Below are 25,226 nucleotides of genomic sequence, written 5' to 3'. Positions count from 1 at the left end.
CGGTGGACACGCGGGTGAGGACGACGCCCGGGACGGTGGAGCGGGCCGCTCGAACGGCCCCGCGCCCGGTCCGGCCGGCGAGGGCGCGTCCGGGGGTGGCGAGGCGCGGACGCCGAGGCGCCCGCCGGCCGGTTCCGGCCCGCGTGCGGCCCGAGGATTCGGGCCCGCGGCCCGGCCACCGGGTCCGGCCCTGCCGTGGAGGTCAGAGGCCGGCTTGGATGCGCAGGCCCGCCAGGGTGAGGTCCAGGGCGGAACGGAACTGGTCGACGTCGTCGTGGCCGTCGAACTCGTCGACGATCTCGTGGACGAACGGGAACTCGTCGGGGGCGAGCTCGCGCCAGGCCCGGGCGAAGCGGCCGAGGAACTCGTCGCGGCCCACCGCGCCGTCGAGGATCTCCTGGGGAGGTTCCTGGCCCATGTCGACGGCCGAGCCGACGACGACGCCGATGACCGCCGACACGGCGTGGAAGCGCTGGCGGGCGCTGAGGTCCAGGCGCAGGGTCTGCCGGCCGAGCATCTCGTAGATGCGCAGGGAATTGCTCTGCACGTCGGTGTTGCGCATGAAGTAGGCGCCGAGCCAGGGACGGCGGACGACGGCGTCGAAGAGGGTGAGGGCCATCGCGCGCAGGTCGTCGATCGCGTCCTCGCCGGGCGGCAGCTTCTCGAGGTCGGAGAGGACGCCGCCCATCACGTGGTCCGTGGCCAGATCCAGCAGCTCGTCCTTGTTCGCGACGTACCAGTAGATGCTGGCGACGCCTCCCCCGAGGCGCTGGGCCAGGGCGCGGAAGGTCAGGGCGGGGGCTCCCGCCTCGTCGAGCAGGGCGACCGCCTCGCCGAGGACGGACTCCATCGAGTGCGAAGCGCGTCGGCGCCCCCCGACTGAGCGGGCCGGCTGGCGTGCCATGGCGTGGGCTCCTCACTTTTGCCTCGTATCGAACGTTGTTCTATCGTACCGGATGGAACAGCGTTCGATACTCGAACCGCGTTCGATCGAAAGGAGTGCGCCATGACCACCGCCACGCTCACGAAACCGCCCCGCACCTACCCGTCGCTGCGCGCGGCCTGGATCCCCCTGGCCGCGCTCTGCCTGGCCTTCTTCGTCGAGATGGTCGACAACACCCTGCTGTCGATCGCGCTCCCGACCATCGGCCGCGACCTCGGCGCGGGCACGACCGCCCTGCAGTGGGTGACGGGGGCCTACTCGCTCACCTTCGGCGGGCTGCTGCTCACCGCCGGGTCGGTCGCGGACCGGTTCGGGCGCCGCCGCGTGCTCCTGATCGGACTCGGGGTCTTCGGCACGCTCAGCCTCGGCGTGCTCCTCGTCAGCTCCGCGGGCGGGCTCATCGCGTTGCGCGCGGCGCTCGGCATAGCCGCCGCGGCGATGGCGCCGATCACGAACTCCCTGGTCTTCCGCCTTTTCGACGACAAGGCGCTGCGCATGCGCGCCATGACGGTGATGATCGTCGTGGGCATGTCCGGATTCGTCCTCGGCCCGCTGCTTGGCGGCACGGCGCTGGCGCACGTGTCGTGGGAGTGGCTGCTCCTCGTGAACGCTCCCCTCGCGGTGATCGCCTGTGCCGGCGTACGGCGCGGCGTCCCGGCCGACCGCCCGGAGGACCTGACCGAGGACTCCCTCGACGTACCGGGCGCCGTCCTGAGCGTCGCCGCCATCGGTCTCGCCTGCTACTCGCTGACCAGCGGCGTCGAGCACGGCTGGCTCTCCACGATCACCCTGGCCTCGGTCATCGGCGCCCTGGGCTCGGCGATCTGGTTCGTCCGGCACGAGCGCCGCGCGGCCGCGCCCATGCTCGACCTGCGCCTGTTCTCCCGCGGGACGGTCCGGGGCGCCGCCGTCGCCCAGATCGGCACGTCCATCGCCATGGCGAGCGTGATGTTCGGCCTGATCCTGCACTTCCAGTACGCCTACGGATGGAGCCCCGTCCGGGCCGGCCTCGCCAACCTGCCGATCATCGTGACGATGCTCCTGGCGACGCCGCTCTCCGAGTGGCTCGCCCGTCGCTTCGGGCACCGCGTCGCCTGCCTGGTCGGCGCCTGCTTCCTCGCGGGCTCGCTGGCCGGACTCGCCTGGGGCGTCGGGCACGGATACGCCGCCATCGCGGTCTGCATGGTCCTGATGACCATCGGCCTGCGCACCGTCATGACCATCTGCGCGGTCGCCCTCGTCGAAGCCGTGCCGGGCAACCGGACCTCCATCGGCGCCGCCCTCAACGACACCGCCCAGGAGGTCGGCTCCAGCGTCGGCACGGCCGTCGTCGGCACCCTCATCGCCGTCCTGGTCACCACGCGGCTCCCCGCCGGGGCCTGGAACACCGACCTCGTGGCGTCCTTCTTCCACGGCGAACGCCTCACCTACGCCCTCCTCGCCGTGGTCGTCGGCCTGCTCGCCGCCGGCGGTGCGCTGGGTCTCACCGACTCCCGCTCGGTGGAGGAGCACCCGGAGGAGACGGCCGCCTGAGGCCCCGGGCCGCCACGGACGATCGCGGAGGGGGCCGCCGGTGGATGCCCGGTCCGCCGTGGGCGGCCGGGCGGCGCCGGAGGCTCAGGGGCGGACCAGCGCGTCGACGAGGGCCAGCTCCTCGGCGTCGAAGTCGAGGTGGCGCAGGGCGGCCACGCTGTCCTCGACCTGTCGTGCGCTGCTCGCTCCCACCAGGGCGGAGGTGACGCGGCCTCCGCGCAGGACCCAGGCGAGGGCCAGCTGGGCCAGGGTCTGGCCCCGGGACGCGGCGATGTCGTTCAGGGCGCGCAGCCGGGTCACCAGGTCCTCGGTGACGGCGTCGCGGTTCAGGAAGGGGCTGTCGCTTGCGGCTCGGGAGTCCTCGGGGATGCCGTCCAGGTAGCGCGCGGTCAGCAGGCCCTGCTCCAGCGGGGAGTAGGCGATGGAGCCGACCCGCAGGTCGTCGAGGGCGTCGAGCAGGCCCTCGTCCTCCGGACGCCGGTCGAGCATCGAGTAGCGGGGCTGGTGCAGGGTGAGCGGGGTGCCGAGTTCGCCGAGGATGCGGGCGGCCTCGCGGGTCTGTTCGGCCGAGTAGTTGGAGACTCCGGCGTAGAGCGCCTTGCCCTGCTGGACGGCGGTGTGCAGGGCGCCCATGGTCTCCTCCAGGGGCGTGTGCGGGTCGAAGCGGTGCGAGTAGAAGACGTCGACGTGGTCGAGGCCGAGCCGGCGCAGGCTCTGGTCCAGCGACGAGAGGAGGTACTTGCGGGAACCCCACTCACCGTACGGTCCGGGCCACATCAGGTAGCCGGCCTTCGTGGAGATGACCAGCTCGTCGCGGTAGGGCGCGAAATCCGTCCGCAGGAAGGCTCCGAGGGCGGACTCGGCCGAGCCGGGCGGCGGGCCGTAGTTGTTCGCCAGGTCGAAGTGGGTGATCCCGAGGTCGAAGGCGCGGCGCAGGATGGCGCGCTGGGACTGGGCCGTGCGGTCCGGGCCGAAGTTGTGCCAGAGCCCCAGGGAGAGGGCGGGGAGCTTGAGTCCGCTGTGTCCGGAGCGCCGGTAGGGCATGTCGTCGTAACGGTCGGAAGGTGCGGTGTACAACGCGACTCCATGGCGTGGGAACCGGCGCACGGTGAGGTGGTGCGCGGTGGGCTGTCGTGGCGTGACCCAATCTCTCCCGTCCCCGGGGCATGAATCCAACAGGAGAATCCGATGGGATTCAGCGCAGGGGCTTCTGAATGGCGCATAGGCTTCCGAGTCATGGAACTGCGCCACCTCCAGCACTTCGTCGCCGTCGCCGAGGACCGGCACTTCACCCGGGCCGCGGAGCGGCTGATGGTCTCCCAGTCCGGTCTCTCGGCATCGATCCGCGCCCTGGAGCGGGACCTGAAGGCGCCGCTGTTCGTACGGAGCACCCGCCGGGTGACGCTGACGGAGGCGGGACGGGCGCTGCTGGTCGAGGCGGAGCGCGTCCTGGCGCAGGTGCGGGCCGCGCAGGAGGCGGTGGCGGCCGTGCAGGGTGTGGTGCGCGGCACGCTCTCCCTGGGGACCGAGCAGTGCGTCGCCGGAGTGCACGTGGCGGGGCTGCTGGCGGCGTTCAGGCGGCGGCACCCGGAGGTGGAGATACGGCTGCGGCAGGAGGGCGGGCTCGTCCTGGCCGAGGACGTGGCCGCCGGGCGTCTCGATCTGGCCTTCGCCTACCGCACCCCGGCGGACTCCGATCGGCTGCGCTCGGTGCCGCTGGCGGCCGAGCCGATGATCCTTCTGTGCCACCCGGAGCACCCGCTCGCCTCGGCCGGCCCGGCCCTCTCGCTCCGGGACCTCGCCGAGGAGGTCTTCGTCGACTTCCACCCGGGCTGGGGGCCGCGCCGGGCCACGGACGCCGCCTTCGCCGGCGCGGGCGTGCCGCGGTCCGTGAGCCTGGAGGTGAACGACGTGCACAGCCTCCTGGACCTGGTCGAGGAGGACCTCGGCGTCGCTGCCGTGCCCCGTCATTTCCGGCACAAGCGGGCGTCCCTGCACGCGGTCCCCCTCACCGGCACCGGTGACGCGGTGTACGAGACGGCGGCCCTGCTGCCACCACCGCGGGCCGCCAGTCCGGCGGCCCGCGCGCTGATGGAGCTGCTGGAGCGAGGCACGCGGTGAGGGCGGGGGCCCCGATCCGGGGACGCGGCGCGACGGCCCCGTACCCGGCGGAGTGCGCCGGGAACGGGGCCGTCCCCCGGGCGGGGCGCCGGCGTCACGCGGGCGCCCGGTGGGTCAGAACTGGAGCGACCAGGCGTTGATGTAGCCGGTGTCGTTGGTCCAGTTGTCGGTGACGCGGAGCTTCCGGGTGCCGTCGGCGGCCTCGCCGGAGGCGTTGACGGTGAAGGTGCCCTGGATGTTGTCGGCGCTGTCGACGGGGTTGTGGTCCTTGAGGAGGAAGGCGGTGCCGTCGGGGGCGACCAGCTCCAGCCTCACGTCGCCGCGGTAGGTGTGGCGGACTCCTTTCCCCGCCACCGAGCCGCCCGGCGCTCACCTGAGGGGCCTGGAACAGATCCTCTGACCAGCCGCCCCGTCGTCCGCACGGTCACCCGAACCGTCCTGCTGACCCGTCCGGACGGACCGGTCAGGACCTGGACGTCCACGCCGTGGCGCTTGTGCTTCCCCCGTAGGTGTCACCGCGCCGCAGGTGGACAAGCACGCGAGGCTCCTGGCAGCACGGAGGATCTTGGTCGTGACACCGTCCGGCAGGAGCTTCGTCGTTGCGCGGGAGCGTCCCACCTCAAGGCCGTCAGGCATCGAGGAGGAGGAGCCGACGGCGGGTTCGTCGCCGGCCTCCCGCTGCGGGATGCCGGGGAGGACGCCACCGGCCGACGATATGTACTAGGCTGACGAGTCAGTGTAGTTTTGGTCGGCGGCAGCGCGACCGGGTGATGACGGCACCGCCGGGCGCCGGTGGGGTTCACCACCCGGGGCGGGTTTCTGCCCAGAGCGGGCTTCCGCGCCGGTCGGTCACCGACTGCCTTACGGTGTGTGGCGGTCGGGCACACCGGCCGCCATCCGGTACGGCGAAGACGTAAGAGAGATCATGGGACGCACAGCAGGGCGAGGGGCCGAGGACACGAAGCGGCTGCTTCTGGACGCCGCGCGAGACGTCGTCGTGGCGCAGGGAGCCCGGGCGACCCTGGATGACGTCGCCGCCGCGGCGGGCGTGACCCGGGGAGCGGTGATCTATCACTACAGCTCGAAGAACGCGTTGTGGGTGGCTCTGGCCCGCGATGTACTTGAGCAGTTCTGGCGGACCGTGCACGAGCTCCTCGAGGACGGCCGGGCGCCCGGACGTCTGGCGCGGGCCTTCATCCGCGCGTCACTCGAGGGCGACGCGATCGAGGCCGTCGGCGAGCGGCTCTTCCTGTTGGCCGCCCTCGCCGTCACCCCCGGCGTGTCCGAGATCGTGGCCGAAGACGGGTACCGCTGGAAGGCCGAGATGGCCGAGGACGGGATTTCCGTCGGGGCGCGGACCGTCATCCTCAACGCTGTCGACGGCGCCGGCATGATGGCCGGGTGGGGGCTGAAGTACGACCGCACCGAGCTCGTCGCCCTGCGCGCCGAACTGGAGCGCCTCACCACCCCGGGTTCCTAGCGCTCCGGCAGCACGGACGGGCGGCCGCGCCGCGTCTTGAGCCGGCTGCGCGTCGGCGCCGGCAGGAGACCCCACCGGAAGGGGGGCGTCCCGCACGGTGCCACGGGTCGCAGAGGTTCCGAGAGAACAGCACGGCTTCGGCGCCGAGGCCGTCACGCCTGGCCGCCGCCCTCATGGGCCTGGCCGTCGGTCGCCGCCGCCCGGTGGCGCGCCGGCCACAGTGAAGGATCCTTGCGCAACCGGGCGCATGCGCACTGCGGCCCCGGCCATGGGGCGCTGTCCGACGAGAGTCCGCCGGGAGGCGATCTCGTCACGCCTGTCGAACCCAGCCCACCCCCGTCCGAGGTCACTCCGCCGGCCGACGGGACGCGCCGATGCGTCGAGCGGCCTTCCTGGATCTCGCGCGGTTCAGGTCTTCGGGGTGGGCGCGCGTTCCTCGCGCTCGGCTACGAGCATCCGCCGGTCCCGCCTGAACGATCACGCCCGGCCTGATCGTCCTACGGCCCGACCGGCCAGGACCGACCGCCGAAAGGCGCGGCGCTCCGGCCTCCACGGAGCATTCGCGCGGGATCGAGGGTTCCGCGCCGCCCGCCCGTTCCGATCGCCACGCCTCCCCTTCCCCTGCGCGGCCGCCCGCGGCGACCGCTCCGTCGCGGAGTTCCACCCGCTTGAAACTGCACTGACGTGTCAGTACAGTATTCGTGATGGGACAAGCGGCTGATCAGCCGCGAGGAACGGAGCGCAATCATGAACACTCCCCCCACCCGCCAAGTCGACGTCGTCGTCGTCGGCGCCGGACTCGCAGGACTCACGGCGGCGGACGAGCTCTCCCGAGCCGGGCACGACGTCGTCGTGATCGAGGGCCGTGACCGTGTCGGCGGACGGGTCCACACGGTCGAGGTCGCGGGCGTCCCCGTCGATGCCGGAGCGACCTGGGTCGCACCGCATCACGCGGCGGTACGCGATCTCGTGAGCCGGTTCGGCGGCGAGTTCGTGCCCCAGTTCCACCAGGGCAAGGGAGTCATGTCCTTCGGAGGCAAGCGCAAGATCGAGAGCGCCACTTCCATGGCGCCCTGGGGAATGCTCGACATCACGCGGATCCTGAACGACCTGCAGAAGATGGTCAACGGCCTTCCCGTCTCGGCTCCCTGGAAGCACCCTGAAGCCGCACAGCTCGATTCGATGTCGCTCGGCGAATGGCTCACCGCGAAGCACGCCCTGAAGGACACCCGGAAATTCCTGACCATGTTCAGCCTGGTGCAGTGGGGTGCGCCCGTCAGCGACGTGTCGCTCTTCAACGCCCTGCGCTACATCAAGAACCTGGGCGGCATCGAGTTCATGCTCACCGTCGAGGGCGGCGACCAGCAGGACCGAGTGCTGGGAACCACGCACTCGCTGGTCGGCAAGCTCGCCGACACGCTGGAGGACCGCGTGATCGTCGGCTCCCCGGTCGAGCGCGTCACCACGGTCGGCGACCGCGCGACGGTCGAGACCGGCAGGCACGCCATCGAAGCCCGGTACGTCGTCGTGACGGCGTCCCCCACCCATCGTTCGACGATCAAGTTCACGCCCGCACTCCCGGAACGTCACTACGGCCTCTCCCGCAGCTGGCGGCTCGGCGCGCTCAGCAAGGCATTCGTCGCCTACGACCGCCCGTTCTGGAGGGACGAAGGGCTGTCGGGAGAGGGGATGTCCGACGACGAGACCGTCTTCCTCACCTTCGACGTCAGCCCCAGCGCCGACGGCCCCGGCATCCTCATGGTGTTCTGCGACGCACGCGGGTTCGACGCCCACGACGAGGACGAGCGCCGGCGCCGGGTCGTCAAGCACCTCGTCCACCTGTTCGGGGAGCGTGCGCGGCACGCGGTCGACTACACCGACTTCTCCTGGGGCAACGACGTCTTCGCCCCGGGCGGGCCCAACCCGGCAGTCGGCCCGAAGGCATGGACGACCTTCGGCCCGTACCTGCGCGAGCCGGTCGGCCTGGTGCACTGGGCCGGCAGCGAGACGGCCGACGAGACCTCGGGCAGCATGAACGGCGCGATGCTGTCCGGCCGGCGCGCAGCGGCCGAAGTGGCGGCCCTCCTCGACGCGGGGCGGTGACGGCACCCACCCGCATCAGCCTCAAGGGCGGGCCCCGGCCCTCAACCGTACGCACGGCGCCGGGACGGCCCCGCGGGCCCGTCCCGTACGGCAACTCTTCGACCGGGCGGTGGCCGGGGACGGCCACCGCCCGGTCGCCCTGCGCACCCCGCTCGCTCAGAACGCTCCGGCGTGACGGGCACGCTCAGAGAAGCCCCCCCGCCCGCCCGGCGTTTCGTTCCGGCGCCCTCGCCCGCGCCCACCGAGCCGGCCCAGGCGCCGCACCCGCCGTGCCCCTCCCACAGCGACCCCGCAGACACGAAACTGCACGCACGAGGAGACACTCCTTGAACACCCGCACACCCCGCGCCCTCATCGTCGGCATGGGCATCGGCGGCCTCGCCACCGCCATGCGCCTCAACGAGATCGGCTGGGAGCCCGTCATCGTCGAGCGCGCGCCCGCGCGCCGCGCCGCCGGCTACTTCATCGGCCTCTTCGAGACCGGCCGCGCCACCGCACAGCGCATGGGCGTCCTCGACGCCATCGGCAACCGCACCGACCTCACCAGCATCACCTACGACGTGGAGCGGGACGGACGCCGGCGCCCCGGCATGGGGTACGGCGACCTGCCCGGAGGCCCTCGCCTGATCCTGCGCGGCGACATCGAGACCGCCCTCTACGACGCCGTCGCCCCGCGCACCGAAATCCGCTACGGCACCACACCCACGGCCTTCGACGAACACTCCACGGGAGTCGACGTCACCTTGCGCACCACCGGTGAGGACGCCTCGGAGACCACCGAGCACTTCGACCTCGTGGTCGGCGCCGACGGCATGCGCTCCACCGTCCGCCGCCTCGTGTTCGGCCCCGACAGCCAGTTCCTGCGCCCCCTCAACCACATCGTCGCCGCCACCGTCATGAAAGAACCCGTCCCCGGCTACCGGCCCCAGGACGGCGTCGTCCTGGCCGAACCCGGGCGATCGGTATGGACCTTCCCCTTCACCGACCACCGTCCCGGGCTGCTGTTCAACTACCGCACCGACGACGAAGACGCCCAGTTCCGCCGCCCTCCCATGGAGTCCTTGCGCGCCGCCTTCGGACCGGAGCCCACCGGCCCCGTCCTGGAGCACCTGCTCCAGCAGTTCGAGCAGGCCGACGACTACATCTTCGACTCCGCCCACCAGGTGGAGATGGCCACCTGGCACACCGACCGGATCGTCCTGCTCGGTGACGCCGCCTGGTGCCTCACCCTCTACTCCGGCATGGGCGCCTCCACCGCCCTGGCCGGCGCCGACCTCCTGGGCAGCCTGCTCCAGCGCAACCCCGGCAGCACCACCCGCGCCCTGCGCGAATGGGACCAGAAACTGCGCCCCTTCATGACCATGCAGCAAGAGTCCGCTCGCACCGAGGGCCTGACGACGTTCGTACCCCAGACCCGTAAGGACAAGGTGGTGCGCACCGCCCTGCAGAGGGTACTGGCGCACCGGACCGGCAAGAAGGTCATGTCGGCCCTGCTGGCCAAGACGTTCGAGGAGATGTCCGTCGACATCGCCGCTGTCTGACCGTCCCCTTGGCGAGCGGACCGGCACCCGCCTCCGCGGCCCGGCCACCCGGGGGGCCGTGACCGACGGTCGGTGGAGCGGCCCGGCGCGCACCGCCCGTCAGTGGAGTGCTCCGGCGCGCACCGCCCGTTAGACGAGGACGGTCGGCCAGCCCCAACACGAACGGGCGCACGGCGGCGCCTGCGGCCGTCCGGGCCGTGCTCAAGATGTACTGGACGCCGACGGAAACCCCTCGCCCAGCGGGTCGACAGGGTGTCCGCGGCCCGCCCCCCTTCGAAGGCGACATTCCTTTGCTGATCCCCGTCCTGATCGTGATCACCGCCGTGATGGCCGGCTGGTCGCTCCTCGCCGGGCGGCTGGAGCGACTGCACGTGAGGGCACCGCTGGTGCTGGTGCTCGCGGGCGTGGCCACCGGTCTGTTCACGCACAGCGAGATCGCCGTCGCGCTGAACTCCGAGGTCGCCCAGCACGTGGCCGAGATCATCCTGGCCGTACTGCTGTTCGTGGACGCCACCGAGCTGCGGGGCGGGCGGCTGTTCGGCCGGGACCCGGGCTCCGCCGCCCGCCTGCTGCTGGTGGCCCTGCCGCTCAGCCTCGGCGCGACGGTCCTGCTCGGCGGGCTGCTGCTGCCCGAGCTTTCGGTCGGGGTGCTGCTGCTGATCGCCTGCGTCGTCGTCCCGACCGACTTCGCTCCGGCCGAGAGCCTGGTCCGCGACCGGCGGATCCCGGCACGGGTGCGCAACGTGCTCAACGTGGAGAGCGGCTACAACGACGGCATCGTCTCACCGGTCTTCCTGTTCGCACTGGTGCTCGCCGGGTCCACGACCGAGAAGCGCACACCGTGGGAGGCACTGGCCACCACCGTGCCGTTCGCGCTCAAGGCCCTCGCCATCGGGACCCTGGTCGGCGCGCTGCTCGCCTGGCTGATGAACCTCGCCCAGCGCGCGGACTTCATGACCGACCAGTCCCGGCGGATCATCGGGCTGGTCGTCCCGCTGCTGACCTACACCTCGACGGTCGCGGTACACGGCAACGGCTTCGTCGCCGCGTTCGTGGCCGGTGTCGCCTTCCGGTACGTCCGGCGGGCCCGCCAGCGCCACGGCGGCGCCGCTCCGGCCGGCTCCGACCTCCAGCTGGTCGAGGACACCAGTGCCCTGATGACCATGGTCATGTGGTTCTTCTTCGGCAACGCGGTCGTGCTCACCTTCGTCGTCGGCCTCGACCGGTCGGTCCTGCTGCTGTGCGCGGCCGCGCTCACCGTGCTGCGGATCGTGCCGGTCCTCCTGGCCCTGCTCGGCTCCCGGCTCGGTCGGCGCGACCGGCTGATGGTCGGCGCGCTCGGACCACGCGGCACCACCTCGATCGTGTTCGGCCTGCTCGCCTTCAACGCCCTCCCGGACGGACCGGGAGCCGACAGGGCGCTCGAAGCCACGGTGCTCGTCGTGCTCGGCAGCCTCCTGCTGCACGGCGGGGGGTCGATGGCCATCGCCCGCCTGCTGCGCGGCGAGCCGGGGCAGCGCACGGTCCTCGCTTCCGGCACCGGGCCCGCGGCGGAGACCACCCCCCGTCACGCCCCTTCGAGCGCCGGCGAAGCGGTGGCGCCCGGAGCCGCCGATGGCGCCGTGCCCGCAGCCGGGACGGACGGGGGCGACGGCCGGGCCGCCCGCCGCCCGGCGGCCGACCCGCCCCGCGAGTGAGACCGCCCGGCCGCCGGACCCTCCCCTCCACGGGAACCGCCGTTCACTCCCGTCCGGGACGCCGGCGCGCTGTCGGTACGGGTCGAAGTGCGCGCCCTCCGCGCCGTCTTCAGCGCGCGGCCCGGTCCGCGGCCTCCCGGGTGATGTCGGCGTAGAGACGGAAGAGGGTCGGGCGGGTTTCGTCGGCTCCCCGTTCGTGCAGGGCCGCCCAGCACCGGGCGACGAGCTCCCGGGCCCGGGTGCCGGGCCAGGGCTGGGGCAGGAGCTGGGGCGGCAGCAGCGGGTCGGGCTCCATGGCGCGGGTGAGTTCGGCGGCGAGCTCGACCGCGATGGTGAGGAGCGCGGACGGGGAGAGTTCGGCGGGGTCGGTGAGCCGGGCCAGGCGGGGCCGGGCGACGCGGCCGAGGCGGTGGTAGCGATCGGCGGTCTCCCGCAGGGGCCACAGGCCGCGGGCGAGTTCGGCAGGCTCTCGGGTGTCGCCCTTGCGCAGGTCGGTCGTGGTGAGGAGGGTGAGCGCACGGTGGGCGCCGAGGCGGTGGGCCGCTTCTTCGACGTACGGTTCCCAGGCGTTGGCGCAGACGTACAGTCCGCCCTGGAGCGGGGCGCCGCCGAGGTGGACGAGCGTCTCGCGCAGGGCGTCCCGGGCCGTGCGCGCCGATTCGGGCACGGCGAAGGCGGCCAGGTGCCAGACCCCGTCCCAGGGCGCGAGCCCGGCGTCCTGCTGGAACGCGTGCCGGAGGAAGTCCGCGTTGGGGGCCAGGGCACGCGTGGTGTCCGCCGTCGCGTGCAACCGCGCCTTGCGGCCACGGCCCTCGTGGGTGAACCGGCCCTCGGCCACGAGGCGTTTGACGCACAGCCGTACCTGCTGGTCGCTCATGCCCAGCGTGTTGGCGACGGTGTAGAGCTCGTCCGCGCCGACGGTGCCGTCCTCGCGGATCAGCGCGTGGACGAGCATGCGGGTGGGGACCTCGACGTGGTCCGTCTCGGCGCTCACAGTTCTTCCGTCCCCCTCGTTCCGACGGCGCGCCGCATGGTGGTCACCGCGCCGAATCCCAGCAGCCCGCGCAGGTAGGGCGTGTGCTCGGTCCTCACGGCCGTGAAGCCGCGCCGCTCGTACAGGGCCCTGGCGCGCGGATTGGTGTCGATCACATCCAGTCTGACCTCCCGGCAGTGCTGCTCCGCCGCCACGGCGGTCACTTCGTCGATGAGCAGGCTCCCGACGCCGCGCCCGCGCGTCTCCGGGTCCACGGCGATGCCGTCCATGACGAGCTGTCCGGGGGCCGGGTGGCGTTCGAACAGGGCGAGGAGCAGGAGCTTGGGCAGCCCCCGCAGGCGTCCGTACGCGCGCAGCACGGCGGAGGCCGATCCTCCCGTGAGGGCACGGCCGCCGAGCTGGTAGCCGGCGAGGCCGACGAGCCGCCCGTCGAGGAGCGCGCACACGGCGCGGTCGGCGTTCAGGTGGGCGGCGATGAAGGCCACCGCCTTGTCCGGCGGGTTCAGCGCCGGGCCGAGTTTGCGGCCGAAGGCGTCCCAGTACATCTCGGCCGCCCGTCGCTCGGCGCCGGCCGGAAGGCCCCGGCGGATCGTCACCGGCCCGGTACCGGTGTCCGTCGTTTCCCGTCCCATACCGCGTCCCCTTTTCCTCGCTGCGACCCTGGACTCGAAACTATCATTCTTCCAACGACCGTTCACGTACTGATAGTTTCTGGTGCCCTCACCCGAACAGAGGCGGTCAGATCCCATGCGTCCAAAGATCCAACTCCCACGGCGCGGCCTCCGCATGGCCGTGTGGTCACTCGTCACGGCCCTGGCCGTGACCGCCGGCCTCGTCGGCGTGGTGCTGTGGCAGCACTCCTACGCCATGGACGAGCAGCGGGTCTCGATCCGCCACGGCGGCCACACCCTCAACGGAGTGCTGACCACCCCCAGGGACGGCCGCAAGCGCCACGGCCTGGTCGTGTACGTCCACGGAGACGGCCCCGTCGACGCCACCCACGACGACGGGTACAAGCCCCTGTGGGAGGCGAACGCCGAGGCCGGCTACGCCTCCCTGTCCTGGGACAAGCCCGGCGTCGCGGGCGCGCCGGGGAACTGGCTCGACCAGTCCATGGACGACCGGGCCGACGAGACGGCCGCCGCCATCGCCTGGGCACGCGCCCGGCCGGACATCGACGGCCACCGGATCGGGCTCTGGGGCGCCAGCCAGGCGGGCTGGGTCCTGCCGAAGGTCGCGGCCAAGACGCCCGTGAGCTTCGTCATCGCCGTCTCGCCCGCGGTCGACTGGCTCCGGCAGGGCCGCTACAACCTCCTCGCCGAGCTGCGCGCCGACGGCGCGTCAGCGAGCCGCACCAGCGCGGCGATCGCCAAGAGCGACGCCGTCCGGCGGCTGCTGGAACGCCGGGCGACCTTCGAGGAGTACGTCAAGGCCACGGGCGGCGACCCGGACGGCATGACCGCCGATCGCTGGCGCTTCATCTCCAAGAACCACACCGCGAACGCCACGCGGGACCTTCACGCCCTGCGCGGAGTACCGGTGCTGCTGGCCCTCGCGGGGCACGACCTCAACGTCGACACCGCCGAGACGGAGCGCGTCTACCGCGAGGTTCTGGACGGCGGCGGCGCGTTGACGGCCAAGCGCTTCCCGGACGCGACCCATTCGTTCCTCAAGCGGTCCGTCGAGCGGTCGGACCTCAAGGTCACGCTCACCGCGCTCTTCTCGCCCCGCTCGCTCTTCGCGGACGGATTCCTGGACGGCCAACGACAGTTCCTCAAGGAACTCGACCGAGGCGGCAGCGCCACTCCGTGACCCCGGACGATGACGACCGCCGGACCAGGAAGCGAGATCCGACGGGAGCCCCGGGCGCCCCGGCGCCGTCTCCGCCGACAGCCGGTCCTGTCCGCCTCGGTCCAGAACCCGTCCCTCCGTCGCAGGAGCCCGGTGGGCCCGGCTCGCTGCGGCCGGCTGGGCGGGCAGGACGGCTTCATGCCGTCGGCGACGCGTGCACCGGCAGACGGGTGAAGCCGCGGACGACCCCTCCGGGCCGACGGACCGCCTGCCCCGCGAGGCGCAGGCGGGGCAGTCCGTCCGCCAGAACTCGAAGAGCCGTCTCAGCCGTCAGACGGGCCCATGAGGTGGCGAGCGTCATGTCGCCGTCAGCGGCGAGGTGAGGCCCGGAACCGCGTGTGAGGTCGAATTGGTCAGGGGCGTGAAACCGGGCGGGGTCGCGTCGGGCCGCGGCCAGCACGACGAGAAGTCCACTGCCGCGTGGCAGGGTGCGGCCGGCCACCCGCACGTGCTCACCGGCGAAACGGAGGGCGAACGGGCGGGGAGGATCGAAGCGCAAGGTCTCTTCCATCGCCTCACCCGCAAGCTGGGGCGCTGACCGGAGCAACTGCCATTGCTCCGGGCGGGCGCCGAGCGCAGCGATCGCGTTGCCGATCAGACAGACCGCCGTGTCCAGGCCGAAGACCGTCAACGTCTCGCACACCGCGGCGACTTCTTCCAGGGTCAGCTGCCCCGCGGTGGTGCCTGGCGTCCGTGGCACACCTGGGTTCGAACCCTTCCGGGGATCCCTCCGACGAACGCGCTGAAGCAGGCGCGTCACGTCGTCCCCCGCCTGGTTGCCGTGGCGCGGAGCGCTGAGTCTGCTGATCAGGTCGTCACCCGGACTTCGCCCTCGTTCGTGTTCCAGCCGGATGACCAGCGCCGCCAGGTTCTCTTTCGCATCGTGCCGTGCTTCGGCCTCGGCGCCGGAAGGCGTCCCGTGGAGTGGGCGCCCCAAGGTGTGGCACATCTCCGTGAAGCGGGCCGAGTGGGCTGCCGGCACTCCCAGCAGTTCGCCGAGGCAAGCGACGGCCAGCGGGAAGGCGAAGTGGTCGACGACGTCCACGAAGCCGGCACCGGCGCGTTGGCGGAGCAGGCCGTGCGCGACGGCCTCGATGCGAGGCAGCGATGAGTGGAGTACCGGCCGCAGCAGGGGGGAGGCGACCGCCTGGGCATGATCGGAGGCGGTCGCACGCGTTCCGCCGAGACCTGGCACCCACAGGGTGGGCGCACGTTCACCGAGGGGGCGGGGGGACGGCTCCGTCGCCTTGAGGTGCGGGTTCTGGAGGGCTTCGCCGCAGTCGTCGTAGGACATGACGGCCCTCAGCCCCGTGCGGCTGTGGTGGAGGGGTCCGTGAGCGCGCATGTGCTCGTACAGCGCGTAGGGGTCGCCGCGGAAGCCTGGCGCGAGGAGCTTCGCCACGGGGTCGCCGGTGCGTGCCAGGAACCACCACCGCAGGCGGTGCGGTCGGGTGCGTCCGGTGCGGGGCCGCGTGATCGGGGCGGGACGGTCGCTCATCGTGTTCCCCTCGGTGGGGTGCTGGATCCGTTTGTGGTGTACGCGTGGGGGCTTGGTGGCCGGCCCCGGTCAGGGGTGGGTGTGCGGGCGCCGGCGATGGAGCCATGTCGGTACTCGCGGAGCGTTCAGGAAGCCCTCCGCCCGGGCCGCTGCCAGTCCTATGCGGGGCAGGTCCGAGGCCTTTCCGAAGAGCAGGAAGCGCGGTTCCCACAGCGGGCGGTACTTCGCGTTGGCCCGGTAGAGGGACTCGATCTGCCACCAGCGGGAGAAGAAGCTCAGCAGCGATCGCCACAGCCGCAGGACCGGTCCGGCGCCGAGCCGGGCTCCGCGTGCGAAGACCGAGCGGAACATCGCGAAGTTCAGCGATACACGGCTGATGCCGATCTCGCTCGCGTGCAGCAGCATCTCGATGACCATGAACTCCATCAGGCCGTTGTCGCCGTCGCGGTCGCGGCGCATCAGGTCGAGGGAGAGCCCCTCGGGGCCCCACGGAACGAAGGACAGCAGTGCCCGCGGTACCCCGTCGGAGTCATGGCATTCGAGCATCACGCACCGACCGTCCTGCGGCGTTCCGAGCCGGCCCAGGGCCATGCTGAAGCCGCGCTCGGTGGCGCCGTCGCGCCAGTGGTCCGCCCGCTGGACGAGGTGCCGCATCTCGTCGGCGGCGATGTCCTCGTGACGCCGGATGCGCACGGTGTATCCGGCCCGCCGCACGCGGTTGTGCGCCTGCCTGACCGTGCGCATGGCACGGCCCTCCAGGGTGAACGCGGAGGCCTCGACGATCGCCTCGTCACCCAGTTCGAGCGCGTCCAGTCCGTGCCGGGCGTAGATGACGCCCGCTTCCTCGCTCGCTCCCATGACCGCGGGCGTCCAGCCGTGCGCGTGCGCTTCGGCGAGCCACGGCGCGATGGCTCCCGGCCAGGCTTCCGGGTCACCGATCGGGTCCCCGGATGCCAGGGACACGCCGCCCACCACGCGGTAGGCCACGGCCGCCTTCCGCGTCGGTGACCACATCACGCTCTTGTCCTGGCGCAGGGAGAAGTAGCCGAGGGAGTCGCGCTCTCCGTGCTGCTCCAGCAGGGAACGCAGCCGCGTGTCGTCGTCCTCGGTGAGCGGATCGACGGCGCGGCGGGCCCGGAAGGCGGCGTAGGCGATGGCGATGACGAGCGCGGTGCCCAGGGTGTTGATGGTGACGTCGGCCCAGTGGGGCACAGCGATGGCCGGGAAGCGTGACGCGTCCACGGTGATGGTGACGAGCCGCAGGCTTCCGTACAGCCAGCGCTCCACGAGCGTGGGTGCGCCGGACGTCTGGTTGGTGACGGTCACCAGCAGCAGGGCGAGCAGCGACGAGGCCAGCAGGCCGCCGACGGCCACCACGGCGGCGAGCCTGGGGTTGGAGCGGTCTCCCTTGGCGGAGAACTCTCGCCGGCCCAGCAGCAGGGCGGTGAAGAACGTGGCGGTGAGGAGTGCGGATATCCAGTTCTGGGGGTGCTGGCGCATCTGGGGGAAGAACATGGCGACACAGACGAACACCATGAACAGCCCGCTGAGCGCCAGGTTCAGAATCCAGGCGGCTCGTTTGCGCCGCCGCATCGTCACCGCGAGGAACGCGGTGATCACACCGGAGGCGAAGCCGGCGGACAGCAGGTAGGGCGTGAACAGGTTCTGCTGGTTGTGCTGACGCACGTCCTGGCCGAGGGAAACCCACAGGACGCTGAGGAAGTTGACGAAGGCGACGATCCGCAGGTACCACACAGCGCAGGCGGCCGCGCGCTGCGAGAGCGAAGGCTTGTGGGCTACGGCTGTCGGTTGCTGTGGGGTGCGGTCGCTCATCGTCACTTCCAGGGCGTGCTGTCAGGGTCAGGGCACCGAAGCGGTCCACTGCGGGGTGCGGGACCAGCTCGGGTGCCGGGTACGGCGCGGTGCCGCGCATGAGGTGCTCGGGCGGTCGGCCAGGGGAGCTGTCCGGTCCTTGGGCGGGGGTCCGGGCCGGCTGTGAAAGGTGACAGCATCTGGCCGCCGCAAGCGGCGGGAACGCGTGCCTGGAGACCCAGGGTCTGCGTGCCGGCGTGGTCTGCGGCGGCAGATGCGCTTCTCTCCGTGCTCTTCTTCCTCAGTGCTGGACGGGTTCCTCAGTGCTGGACGGGTTCCTCAGTGCTGGACGGGTTCGTTGGCCGGCTTCTGGCCGCGCAGCAGGAACCAGGCGACAGCAGAGGCAAGGATCAGCAGGCCCGCACCGACCGCGGCGGCGAGTGCCACGCCGTCGACGAAGGACTCACGCGCCGTCTGCAGCAGCGCGGCGGCGGTGTCCGCCGGCATCTGCGCGGCCGATATGACGGCTCCGGCCAGGGATTCACGGGCCGCTTCGGGCGTTCCGGCCGGTCCGGTGAAGTCCTGGTAGATGTTGGTGACGACGGAGCCCAGCAGGGCGATGCCCAGGGCGGTGCCCAGTTCGTACGCGGTCTCGGAGACCGCGGAGGCGGCACCGGCCTGTTCCTTGGGGACGGCGGTCAGGACGATGTCCGAGGTGACGGTGAACGACAGTCCCGCGCCGAAGCCCACGAGCAGCAGGGTGGTGCCGATCAGGGGGTAGCCGGTGGACTGGGTGATCGTGGTCAGTGCGGCCAGGGACAGGCCGATGACGGCGAGGCCGCTGGAGACGACCGCGCGCACGGAGAAGCGTCGCGCCGCCGCACCGGCGATCAGTCCGGCCACGACCGCGCCCGCGGCGGCCGGCAGCTCGGCGATGCCCGCTTCGATGGGCCGCCGGTCCTGGACCAGCTGGAGGTACTGGGACAGGAAGAACAGCAGACCGGACAGCCCGAGGATGGTCAGCATGTTCGCCAGGACGGCACCGCTGAAGCCGCTGTTGCGGAACAGCCGGACATCCACCAGCGGGACAGGCAGAGTGCGCTGGCGCCGGACGAAGCCGTAGAGAGCGGCCGCACCGAGCGCGCCCGCCGCGACGGAGGGCGGGGCGAACCCTTCAGCGGCCACTTCCTTGATCGCGTACACCACGCCGACCATGCCGACCAGCGACAGGAAGACACTCGGCAGGTCCCACGGCCCGGGAGAGGGGTTGCGCGACTCCGGAAGCGTCTTGATCCCGACGACGACCAGCAGCGCCATGACCGGCAGGTTGATCAGGAAGACCGATCCCCACCAGAAGTGCTCCAGCAGCACCCCGCCGACGATCGGCCCGACCGCCATGCCCGCCGAGGCGGCGGCGCTCCAGATGCCGATGGCGAGGCTGCGCTCCCGCGGGTCCTGGAAGAGGTTGCGGATCAGGGCCAGGGTGGAGGGCATCAGAGTGGCACCGGCGACACCGAGCAGCGCCCGCGCGACGATCATCATCTCGGGGGTGGAGGCGTAGGCGTTCAGTACCGAGACCAGTCCGAACCCCGTCGCCCCGATCAGCAGCAGCCGCTTGCGGCCGATGCGGTCGCCCAGACTGCCCATGGAGATGAGCAGGCCGGCGATCACGAACGAGTAGGCGTCGCCGATCCACAGCAGCTGGGTGCCGGAAGGCTGGAGGTCCTCGCTGAGGTAGGGGGTGGCCAGACCGAGAACGGTGGCGTCCACCGCGATGAGGAGCACGGCCAGGACCAGGACGCCCAGGGCGACCCAGCGTCCCGGAGCGCGTTGCGTGCCGTCCCGTTCGACAGCCTGCGGGGAGTGGGTCACGTCGCGTCCCTCCGCGTCGCGCCGCCGAGCAGCAGCTCGACGATCATGTGAGTGATGTCGTTGCGGGCCACCCGGCCCTCCGTGACGGCCCAGCTGCCGGCGGTCAGCAGACCGTAGAGCGCCTCGGTGAGCCACACGGCGCTCAGGTCGAGGCGGAACGCACCGCTCTCCTGGCCGCGCCGGAACAGGGCGTTGAGCCGCTCGTCGATGCGCGACCAGCCCGCGTGCTGCCCCTCCCCCTCGAAAAGCTGGTTCTCGGAGTAGAGGAAGGAGACGAGGCCCGCGCAGGGCTCCATCGCACGCACCAGACGGTGCACCGCCTGGTCGGCCGCGCCTTCGTCCAGGCGGGCCTCGTCCAATGCCGCCTCGCACTCGGCGAGGCCGAATTCCTCCAAGGCCCGTACGAGAGCGTCACGGCCGGGGAAATACCGGTTCAGGGTCGCGCGGCTGATGCCGGCGGCTCGGGCGACCTCTTCCGTGGTCGCCGTGGCCTTGCGTGTCAACAGATCGGCCGCAGCCCGTAGTACATGATCACGATCAAAGCTCATGAGTCAACACTAACTCATGCGAGACACGGATGTCTCACCTGCTACACGAATGCCTCCCTCGACGAGGAGACGCGAACGGCCCGCACGATCCGCGCCGCCGCGATCGGGGCCCGCGCCGGATCCGGCGGGGGCCCGCCGACCCGACCCGACCCAACCCGGGAGCCCCACCTCCGACCGAGGCCTCCCACCGGCATTGACACGCCCTCACCCACGTCATTTACTGTACTGACAGGTCAGACTAGTTTTGGAGGGGTGGATGGCGTCCGAGGCCGTGGGGCCGGCTCGCCGGCGCGCCCTTGTGGTGGGCTGCGGGATGGCCGGGTGCGCAGCGGCGTGGTGGCTGGCTCACGAGGGATGGGAGGTCGTGCTCGTCGACAAGGAGGTCGAGCCCTACCCGAGCAGCTATCTCCTGCAGTTGGACGCCGAGGCGACGCGGGTCCTGCGGCTCATGGGCGGCGAGGAGATCATCGACCAGGTGACCTTCGCGGCGCCGGCGATGTCGGTGCGGTGGGGCACGCGCAAGGTCCGCGAACTCAAGATCGACGGCGACGGCGAGTGGCGCCTCGCCCGCCGTTCGGTGCTGTTGTCGAGGCTGTTCGCGCACCTGCCGGCCACGGTCCACAAGAGACTGGGCGTTGGCCTCGAAACGCTGGAGCACCGTGGCGACGACGTCCTGGCCAGGTTCAGCGACGGTTCGGCGGAGCCGTTCGACATGGTGGTCGGGGCGGACGGGCTGCACTCGACGGTGCGCCGGCTGACGCTGGCGTCCGAAGCGCACAGCGTGTACCGCAACGGCCTGACGCACGTGTGGATCAACGCCGACGCGCCCCTGCCCGACGGGCGTGCGGTGATCGCTTCCCGCGAGGGGATGCCGGCGCTGATCTACCCGTTCCCGGACACCGGCCAGACGTCGGTCATGGCGGTTGTTCCCGTGCCGGCCTCGGCCCGCCCCGACGAGCCGATGCTGGTCGGACGGGTCTGTGACATGGTCGAACGCCTGGGCCCTGACCTGCGCGCGGTCGCAGCCGCGGCGCGGCAGTCCGCGGACACCAAACTGACCCGGTTCTCGCAGGTGCGGCTGCCCCGCTGGTACACCCGCCGCGTCGTGCTCCTCGGCGACTCCGCGCACTGCGTCGACCCGGTGTCCGGCATGGGGGCGCACGCCTCGTTGCCCGGCGCCAAGGTGCTGGCCGAAGCCCTGCGGGACACCGATGACGTCACTCTCGCCTTCGCACGGTTCGAGGCCGAGATCCGGCCCTTCGCCAGGACGGCACAGAGCATCACGGCACGGACCGTGGAGTTCAGCACCAGAGCGGAGGGACGCAGCCGCGTGGCCACCCTCGCCGGAGGGATCGGTGACCTGTTGGCCACCATCCCGGCGACGCTGACGAGGCGCGGCAACAGGAGGCGGGCCGCCCTCCGGGCATGAGTTCCGGCCCCCGGCAGGCCACCGGTCGTCGTCGGGTCGCGCGACAGCCGGGCACGCCGGTCGCCAGGCGATGCCGCTGCCGCACGTGAAAGAGAGCGAGGGGGCGCACAGCAGGGCGGGGCCGGAGAACCACCGAGCGGTTGGTCCTCGATGCCGCGAGGGGCGTCGTCGTGCCCCAGGGAACGCGGGCGCCCCCCGATGGACCCGCGACACGCCGGGTCAGCCACCACCCCGTGTACCAGCAAACCCCCTGCGGGCGTCACCGGGGCCATCGCCCGTCGCCGGTGACGGCGGAGTCCTCGACGACGCGGCCGTCGCTCATGCGGAGGCGGCGGTCGCAGCCGTCGGCGACCGCCGCCTCGTGGGTGGCGATGAGGACGGTGGTGCCGTGCTCGCGGCCGAGGCGGACGATCAGGTCCATCACCTCGGCGCCGGTGGCGGAGTCGAGGGCGCCGGTGGGTTCGTCCGCGAGGAGCAGGCGCGGGGTGTCGACGAGGGCGCGGGCGAGGGCGACGCGCTGCTGCTGGCCGCCGGAGAGCTGGCCGGGGTGGGCGTGTTCGCGGCCGTCCAGGCCGACGGCGCGCAGCAGTTCCCGGGCGCGTTCCCGCTTGTCGTAGGCGGTGCGGCGGGGCAGGACCGGTGCCAGGACGTTGTCGAGGACCGTGAGGGCGGGCAGGAGGTGGAAGCGCTGGAAGACGAAGCCGACGCTCCTGCGGTAGTCGGTGAGGCGCTTGCGCCGCAGCGCGGTGATGTCGTCGCCGTCGACGAGGACGGTGCCGGCGTCGGCGCGTTCGATCGCGCCCAGGAGGTGCAGGAGGGTCGACTTGCCGGACCCGGAGCGGCCGGTGACGGCGACGCTCTGGCCGGCCGGGACGCTCAGGGTGATGGCGTCCGCGGCGGTGATCCGGGCCTCGCCGCGTCCGAAGACGCGGGTCAGGCCCGTGATCTCCAGGGCCGCTCCGGTGGCGTTGGCGTGCATGGGTTCAGTCCTCCGCGAGAAGGGGGGCGGTGGGCAGCCGGAGGAGCGCGGCGACGGGGCCGGCCGCGGCGGCGGCGGTCAGGAGCACCCCGCCCGCTGCGGCGGCCGCGGCGGTGGCGGCCAGGGCGGGGGTGAAGGCGCCGGTGAGCCAGGTCACCGCCGCCGCTCCGGCGGCGGAGCCCGCCACGGCGCCCAGGAGGCCGAGCAGGACCGCCTCGTGGAGGACGAGGCGGACGAGGTGGGCCTCCGACCAGCCCGTCGCCCGCAGGAGGGCGAATTCCGGGGCGCGTTCGCGGATGCCGAGGAAGACGACGTCGGCGACGGCGAGGGCGCCGAGCAGGGCGGTGCCGGTCGCGGCGGCGATGTCGACGCCGCGTACCTCCAGGGCGACGGCGTCCCCCAGGGCCGTGCCGACGACCCGGTCGCCGAAGGCGGTGAGGATCGCGGCGACGGCGGTGACGGCGCACACGCCGACGGCGAGGGAGAGCGCGCCGAGGGCGGTGCGGGCGGGGACGCGGGCCAGGTTGGCGGCGGCGAGTCCGGCGAGGGTGCGGCGGTCGCGGGGCCTGCGGGCGGGCCGCACGGCGGGGCGGAGGGCCTGCGCGGGGTGCCGGGTGGTGGCGCGCAGGGCCGGGGGCAGGGCGGCGAGGAGGCAGACGGCGAGGGCGAGGGGGAGGGCGAGGGCGGCGCGTCCGGTCGTCACGCCGATGCCGAGCGGCGGGCCGAGGAGGCGGGCGAGGACGGCGCCGAGGACACCGGCGACGGTGCCGACGAGGGCGGTCTCGGTGAGGATCAGGGAGGCGATGCGGGGGCGGGACCAGCCGAGGCAGCCGAGGACGGCGAGTTCCTTGCGGCGGTCGCGGACCCCGGCGCCGACCGCGTTGAGGAGGAACAGGGCGCAGACGACGAGGACGAGACCGGAGATGAGGACGCTCTTGCGGTCGGCGGCCTCGACGACGGCGACGGCGACGCCCTTGACGGACCAGCCCTCGGTGAGGGAGAGCGGCGGCCGTCCGAACGCCCCCGGGCCGAGGGCGACGGTGCGGGGGGAGGGCGAGGAGCCCATGGTGAGGTCGACGTCGAGTCCGGTGGTGCGGGTGATCTCCTCGGCGACGGCGCGGACGCGTTCGCGGGAGGCGGCGTCGGTGCCGGTGACTCCGGCGACGCGGACCCGGACGGCCGAGATCGGGGCGCGGGCCTGCTCGGAGGCGGGGTCGAGGACGCGGCCGAGGGCGGCGAGCGTGGTGAGCAGCTGGGGCGGGGTGGCGAGGTAGCCGCCGGGGTTGCTGTCGGGGAGGAGGGGGCGGTCGCCGAGGAGGCGGCGGGAGGCGGCGTCGGCGCCGGCGGCCTCGACGGGCCGGTAGGTCTCCAGGGGGACCCGGGAGAGGGAGGAGAACTCGGTGAGGCGGGCGGGGTCGAAGCGGCCCACGGCGATCGCGTCCTCGCCCCAGGTGCCGGCGAGGGCTTCGGGCGAGCGGTACGGGGGGACGCGGCGCAGGGGGCGGTAGGCGGTGTCCTGGGTGAAGCGGGGGATGGAGAGGCCGGCGAAGTGCTCGCTGTGCCACAGGGCCTCCTGGTCGACGGGGACCCGGGCGGGGCTGAGGGGGGAGTCGCCCTCGTAGCGGGGAGGGCCGGACTGGATGATCCGGGTGAGGTGGGCGGTGGTGCCCTCGCGCGCGCCGTAGGCCTGGTCGGCGGTGAAGGTCCGGGTGGTCAGGACGGTGCCGGAGAGGGCCTTGAGCCGCCGGGTGATCCTCTCGGTGGACAGGCCGCCGATGCCCGGGTCGCCGGGGTGCGAGCGCGCGACGCCGACGGTGACCCGCTCGTCGATCTGCGGGGTGGTCGAGGTCAGCAGCGGCAGGTAGCGGTGGTGGCTGCCCAGTTCGTCGACGCCGTCCTCGACGGTCTCGTCCTGCCGCAGGTAGCGGCCGGTGGTGACGGCCTTGTCCAGGCCGACCAGGCGGGCCTCCTGCCGCGGGTCGACGGCGGCGAGCAGGAGGGCCATCGGCCAGGAGACGTTCACGGTCAGGCGGCGCTCCACGAGGGGGGCGCGGCCGCGGTCGTGTTCGCCGACGACGAAGCGGCCGTCGTCGGTGAGCTGTGCGGCGATCAGCCAGCCGCGGCCGTCGGAGAGCGCGGAGTGGGTGGGCTGGCAGAGGGGGACGCGGCGGCCGCCGGGCAGGACCTCCAGGACGGGGGCGTGGTCGTTGCCGCACTGGGCCTGGACGCGGGCGGGGTCGGTGCCGTCCGCGTAGGAGAGCGAGTCGCCGCTGCCGACCATGGGCACGCGCGGCCACAGCAGGCGGTTCTTGGTCACGTAGACCCAGGAGGGGGCTTCGTCGGTGAGCCGGCTCAGGCCGCGGTCGCCCGACCAGACCTGGCGGGCGGTCAGGACCTGTTGGGTCCGGTTCCGGTCGACCTGGTCGGTGACGTCGACCCGCACGGGGTTGTCGCTGACGACGTATCCGACCATGGCGACGGGGGCGGCGACGTCCACGCCCGTGAGGCGGGCGATCTTCGTCTGCTGGTCGGTGGTGATGCCGCCGAACTGTCCGGAGAGGAAGTTCGGCCGCACCAGGCCCTCCCGGTCCTCCAGGGCGCTGCGGGCCCCGTGCGGGCGGACCAGGATGTCGTACGCGCCCCGGTAGTTGTCGTCGACCGTGCCGGTGGTGTGCAGCTGGGAGGTCCGGGCGCCGGCGGTCAGCAGGGTGAAGCCCGAGGTCGCGGCGAGGACGCCGAGGAGCAGGGCGAGGCTGCGCAGGGCACGGTGGCGGATCTGGTGGGCGGCGAGGCGCAGCACGGAATCCCTTTCGCGGAAGACCGGT

At 72.5% G+C, this 25,226-nt stretch carries 18 protein-coding genes and 1 pseudogene; 8 read left to right on the top strand and 11 right to left on the bottom strand.

What is annotated here, in order from left to right; genetic code table 11:
* Window positions 1-202 precede the first annotated feature (202 nt).
* Entirely contained in the window at window positions 203-850 is a 648-nt protein-coding gene (locus tag ACF1ED_RS21870; protein ID WP_391762964.1) for a TetR/AcrR family transcriptional regulator, read from the bottom strand.
* Between the two features lie 156 nt (window positions 851-1,006).
* Here ACF1ED_RS21870 and ACF1ED_RS21865 point away from each other — a divergent pair, with 156 nt between their 5' ends.
* Window positions 1,007-2,476 carry an MFS transporter gene (locus ACF1ED_RS21865; RefSeq protein WP_391762836.1) on the top strand — a complete coding sequence of 490 codons (1,470 nt, stop codon included), beginning with the start codon at window positions 1,007-1,009 and terminating at the stop codon, window positions 2,474-2,476.
* 84 nt (window positions 2,477-2,560) lie between these two features.
* Here ACF1ED_RS21865 and ACF1ED_RS21860 read toward each other — a convergent pair whose 3' ends face one another.
* Window positions 2,561-3,553, bottom strand: coding sequence for an aldo/keto reductase (locus ACF1ED_RS21860; protein WP_391762834.1), 993 nt, complete (start codon window positions 3,551-3,553; stop codon window positions 2,561-2,563).
* 159 nt (window positions 3,554-3,712) lie between these two features.
* Between ACF1ED_RS21860 and ACF1ED_RS21855 the strand changes: the two genes are divergently transcribed.
* Window positions 3,713-4,597 (top strand): LysR family transcriptional regulator, encoded by an 885-nt coding sequence (locus ACF1ED_RS21855; protein WP_391762832.1) that lies wholly within the window; start codon window positions 3,713-3,715, stop codon window positions 4,595-4,597.
* A gap of 114 nt (window positions 4,598-4,711) precedes the next feature.
* On the opposite strand, the pseudogene ACF1ED_RS21850 reads toward ACF1ED_RS21855, so the two are convergent.
* Window positions 4,712-4,936: pseudogene (locus tag ACF1ED_RS21850) on the bottom strand (proprotein convertase P-domain-containing protein); the annotation flags it as partial.
* Between the two features lie 586 nt (window positions 4,937-5,522).
* Here ACF1ED_RS21850 and ACF1ED_RS21845 point away from each other — a divergent pair.
* From ACF1ED_RS21845 to ACF1ED_RS21830, 4 genes are all read left to right on the top strand, one after another.
* The gene (locus ACF1ED_RS21845; RefSeq protein WP_391762830.1) at window positions 5,523-6,077 is read left to right on the top strand and encodes a TetR/AcrR family transcriptional regulator; all 555 of its coding nucleotides are present in this window, start codon (window positions 5,523-5,525) and stop codon (window positions 6,075-6,077) included.
* A 747-nt stretch (window positions 6,078-6,824) separates the two neighbouring features.
* A complete protein-coding gene (locus ACF1ED_RS21840; protein WP_391762828.1) occupies window positions 6,825-8,180 on the top strand; it encodes a flavin monoamine oxidase family protein in 1,356 nt (451 codons plus the stop codon).
* A 326-nt stretch (window positions 8,181-8,506) separates the two neighbouring features.
* Window positions 8,507-9,721 carry an FAD-dependent monooxygenase gene (locus ACF1ED_RS21835; RefSeq protein WP_391762826.1) on the top strand — a complete coding sequence of 405 codons (1,215 nt, stop codon included), beginning with the start codon at window positions 8,507-8,509 and terminating at the stop codon, window positions 9,719-9,721.
* 290 nt (window positions 9,722-10,011) lie between these two features.
* Window positions 10,012-11,418 (top strand): cation:proton antiporter, encoded by a 1,407-nt coding sequence (locus tag ACF1ED_RS21830; protein ID WP_391762824.1) that lies wholly within the window; start codon window positions 10,012-10,014, stop codon window positions 11,416-11,418.
* A 109-nt stretch (window positions 11,419-11,527) separates the two neighbouring features.
* Here the strand turns inward: ACF1ED_RS21830 and ACF1ED_RS21825 are convergent, their stop codons facing one another.
* Complete coding sequence (locus ACF1ED_RS21825; protein WP_391762962.1) at window positions 11,528-12,373, bottom strand: PaaX family transcriptional regulator C-terminal domain-containing protein; 846 nt, start codon at window positions 12,371-12,373, stop codon at window positions 11,528-11,530.
* A 35-nt stretch (window positions 12,374-12,408) separates the two neighbouring features.
* A complete protein-coding gene (locus ACF1ED_RS21820) occupies window positions 12,409-13,044 on the bottom strand; it encodes a GNAT family N-acetyltransferase (protein WP_391762822.1) in 636 nt (211 codons plus the stop codon).
* A gap of 154 nt (window positions 13,045-13,198) precedes the next feature.
* On the opposite strand from ACF1ED_RS21820, the gene ACF1ED_RS21815 reads away from it, so the two are divergent.
* Window positions 13,199-14,224, top strand: a complete 1,026-nt coding sequence (locus ACF1ED_RS21815; RefSeq protein ID WP_391762820.1) for an alpha/beta hydrolase family protein — start codon at window positions 13,199-13,201, stop codon at window positions 14,222-14,224.
* A 175-nt stretch (window positions 14,225-14,399) separates the two neighbouring features.
* On the opposite strand, the gene ACF1ED_RS21810 is transcribed toward ACF1ED_RS21815, so the two are convergent.
* From ACF1ED_RS21810 to ACF1ED_RS21795, 4 genes are all read right to left on the bottom strand, one after another.
* The gene (locus ACF1ED_RS21810; protein WP_391762818.1) at window positions 14,400-15,761 is read right to left on the bottom strand and encodes a cytochrome P450; all 1,362 of its coding nucleotides are present in this window, start codon (window positions 15,759-15,761) and stop codon (window positions 14,400-14,402) included.
* A gap of 69 nt (window positions 15,762-15,830) precedes the next feature.
* Window positions 15,831-17,594 (bottom strand): phosphatidylglycerol lysyltransferase domain-containing protein, encoded by a 1,764-nt coding sequence (locus ACF1ED_RS21805; protein WP_391762816.1) that lies wholly within the window; start codon window positions 17,592-17,594, stop codon window positions 15,831-15,833.
* Between the two features lie 318 nt (window positions 17,595-17,912).
* A complete protein-coding gene (locus tag ACF1ED_RS21800) occupies window positions 17,913-19,445 on the bottom strand; it encodes an MFS transporter (RefSeq protein WP_391762814.1) in 1,533 nt (510 codons plus the stop codon).
* Window positions 19,442-19,993: a TetR/AcrR family transcriptional regulator gene (locus tag ACF1ED_RS21795; protein ID WP_391762812.1), complete on the bottom strand. Its 552-nt coding sequence runs from the start codon at window positions 19,991-19,993 to the stop codon at window positions 19,442-19,444. The genes ACF1ED_RS21800 and ACF1ED_RS21795 overlap by 4 nt, the downstream gene beginning before the upstream one ends.
* A gap of 256 nt (window positions 19,994-20,249) precedes the next feature.
* Here ACF1ED_RS21795 and ACF1ED_RS21790 point away from each other — a divergent pair, with 256 nt between their 5' ends.
* Complete coding sequence (locus ACF1ED_RS21790) at window positions 20,250-21,422, top strand: FAD-dependent oxidoreductase (RefSeq protein WP_391762810.1); 1,173 nt, start codon at window positions 20,250-20,252, stop codon at window positions 21,420-21,422.
* Window positions 21,423-21,681: 259 nt separating this feature from the next.
* Here the strand turns inward: ACF1ED_RS21790 and ACF1ED_RS21785 are convergent, their stop codons facing one another.
* Window positions 21,682-22,401 carry an ABC transporter ATP-binding protein gene (locus tag ACF1ED_RS21785; protein WP_391762808.1) on the bottom strand — a complete coding sequence of 240 codons (720 nt, stop codon included), beginning with the start codon at window positions 22,399-22,401 and terminating at the stop codon, window positions 21,682-21,684.
* Between the two features lie 4 nt (window positions 22,402-22,405).
* Entirely contained in the window at window positions 22,406-25,201 is a 2,796-nt protein-coding gene (locus ACF1ED_RS21780; protein ID WP_391762806.1) for an FtsX-like permease family protein, read from the bottom strand.
* Between the last annotated feature and the right edge of the window lie 25 nt (window positions 25,202-25,226).

The sequence above is a fragment of the Streptomyces sp. NPDC014656 genome (genome assembly GCF_043084305.1).
In the GTDB taxonomy this organism is placed as follows: domain Bacteria; phylum Actinomycetota; class Actinomycetes; order Streptomycetales; family Streptomycetaceae; genus Streptomyces.
This window is presented reverse-complemented; position numbering and strand designations above follow the sequence as displayed.

Coding starts and splice junctions, on each gene's coding strand:
- ACF1ED_RS21810 (WP_391762818.1), bottom strand. CDS start 15,761: ATGAGCGACCGTCCCGCCCCGATCACGCGGCCCCGCACCGGACGCACC.
- ACF1ED_RS21820 (WP_391762822.1), bottom strand. CDS start 13,044: ATGGGACGGGAAACGACGGACACCGGTACCGGGCCGGTGACGATCCGC.
- ACF1ED_RS21825 (WP_391762962.1), bottom strand. CDS start 12,373: ATGCTCGTCCACGCGCTGATCCGCGAGGACGGCACCGTCGGCGCGGAC.
- ACF1ED_RS21785 (WP_391762808.1), bottom strand. CDS start 22,401: ATGCACGCCAACGCCACCGGAGCGGCCCTGGAGATCACGGGCCTGACC.
- ACF1ED_RS21855 (WP_391762832.1), top strand. CDS start 3,713: ATGGAACTGCGCCACCTCCAGCACTTCGTCGCCGTCGCCGAGGACCGG.
- ACF1ED_RS21805 (WP_391762816.1), bottom strand. CDS start 17,594: ATGAGCGACCGCACCCCACAGCAACCGACAGCCGTAGCCCACAAGCCT.
- ACF1ED_RS21870 (WP_391762964.1), bottom strand. CDS start 850: ATGGAGTCCGTCCTCGGCGAGGCGGTCGCCCTGCTCGACGAGGCGGGA.
- ACF1ED_RS21815 (WP_391762820.1), top strand. CDS start 13,199: ATGGCCGTGTGGTCACTCGTCACGGCCCTGGCCGTGACCGCCGGCCTC.
- ACF1ED_RS21790 (WP_391762810.1), top strand. CDS start 20,250: ATGGCGTCCGAGGCCGTGGGGCCGGCTCGCCGGCGCGCCCTTGTGGTG.
- ACF1ED_RS21795 (WP_391762812.1), bottom strand. CDS start 19,993: ATGAGCTTTGATCGTGATCATGTACTACGGGCTGCGGCCGATCTGTTG.
- ACF1ED_RS21845 (WP_391762830.1), top strand. CDS start 5,523: ATGGGACGCACAGCAGGGCGAGGGGCCGAGGACACGAAGCGGCTGCTT.
- ACF1ED_RS21840 (WP_391762828.1), top strand. CDS start 6,825: ATGAACACTCCCCCCACCCGCCAAGTCGACGTCGTCGTCGTCGGCGCC.
- ACF1ED_RS21865 (WP_391762836.1), top strand. CDS start 1,007: ATGACCACCGCCACGCTCACGAAACCGCCCCGCACCTACCCGTCGCTG.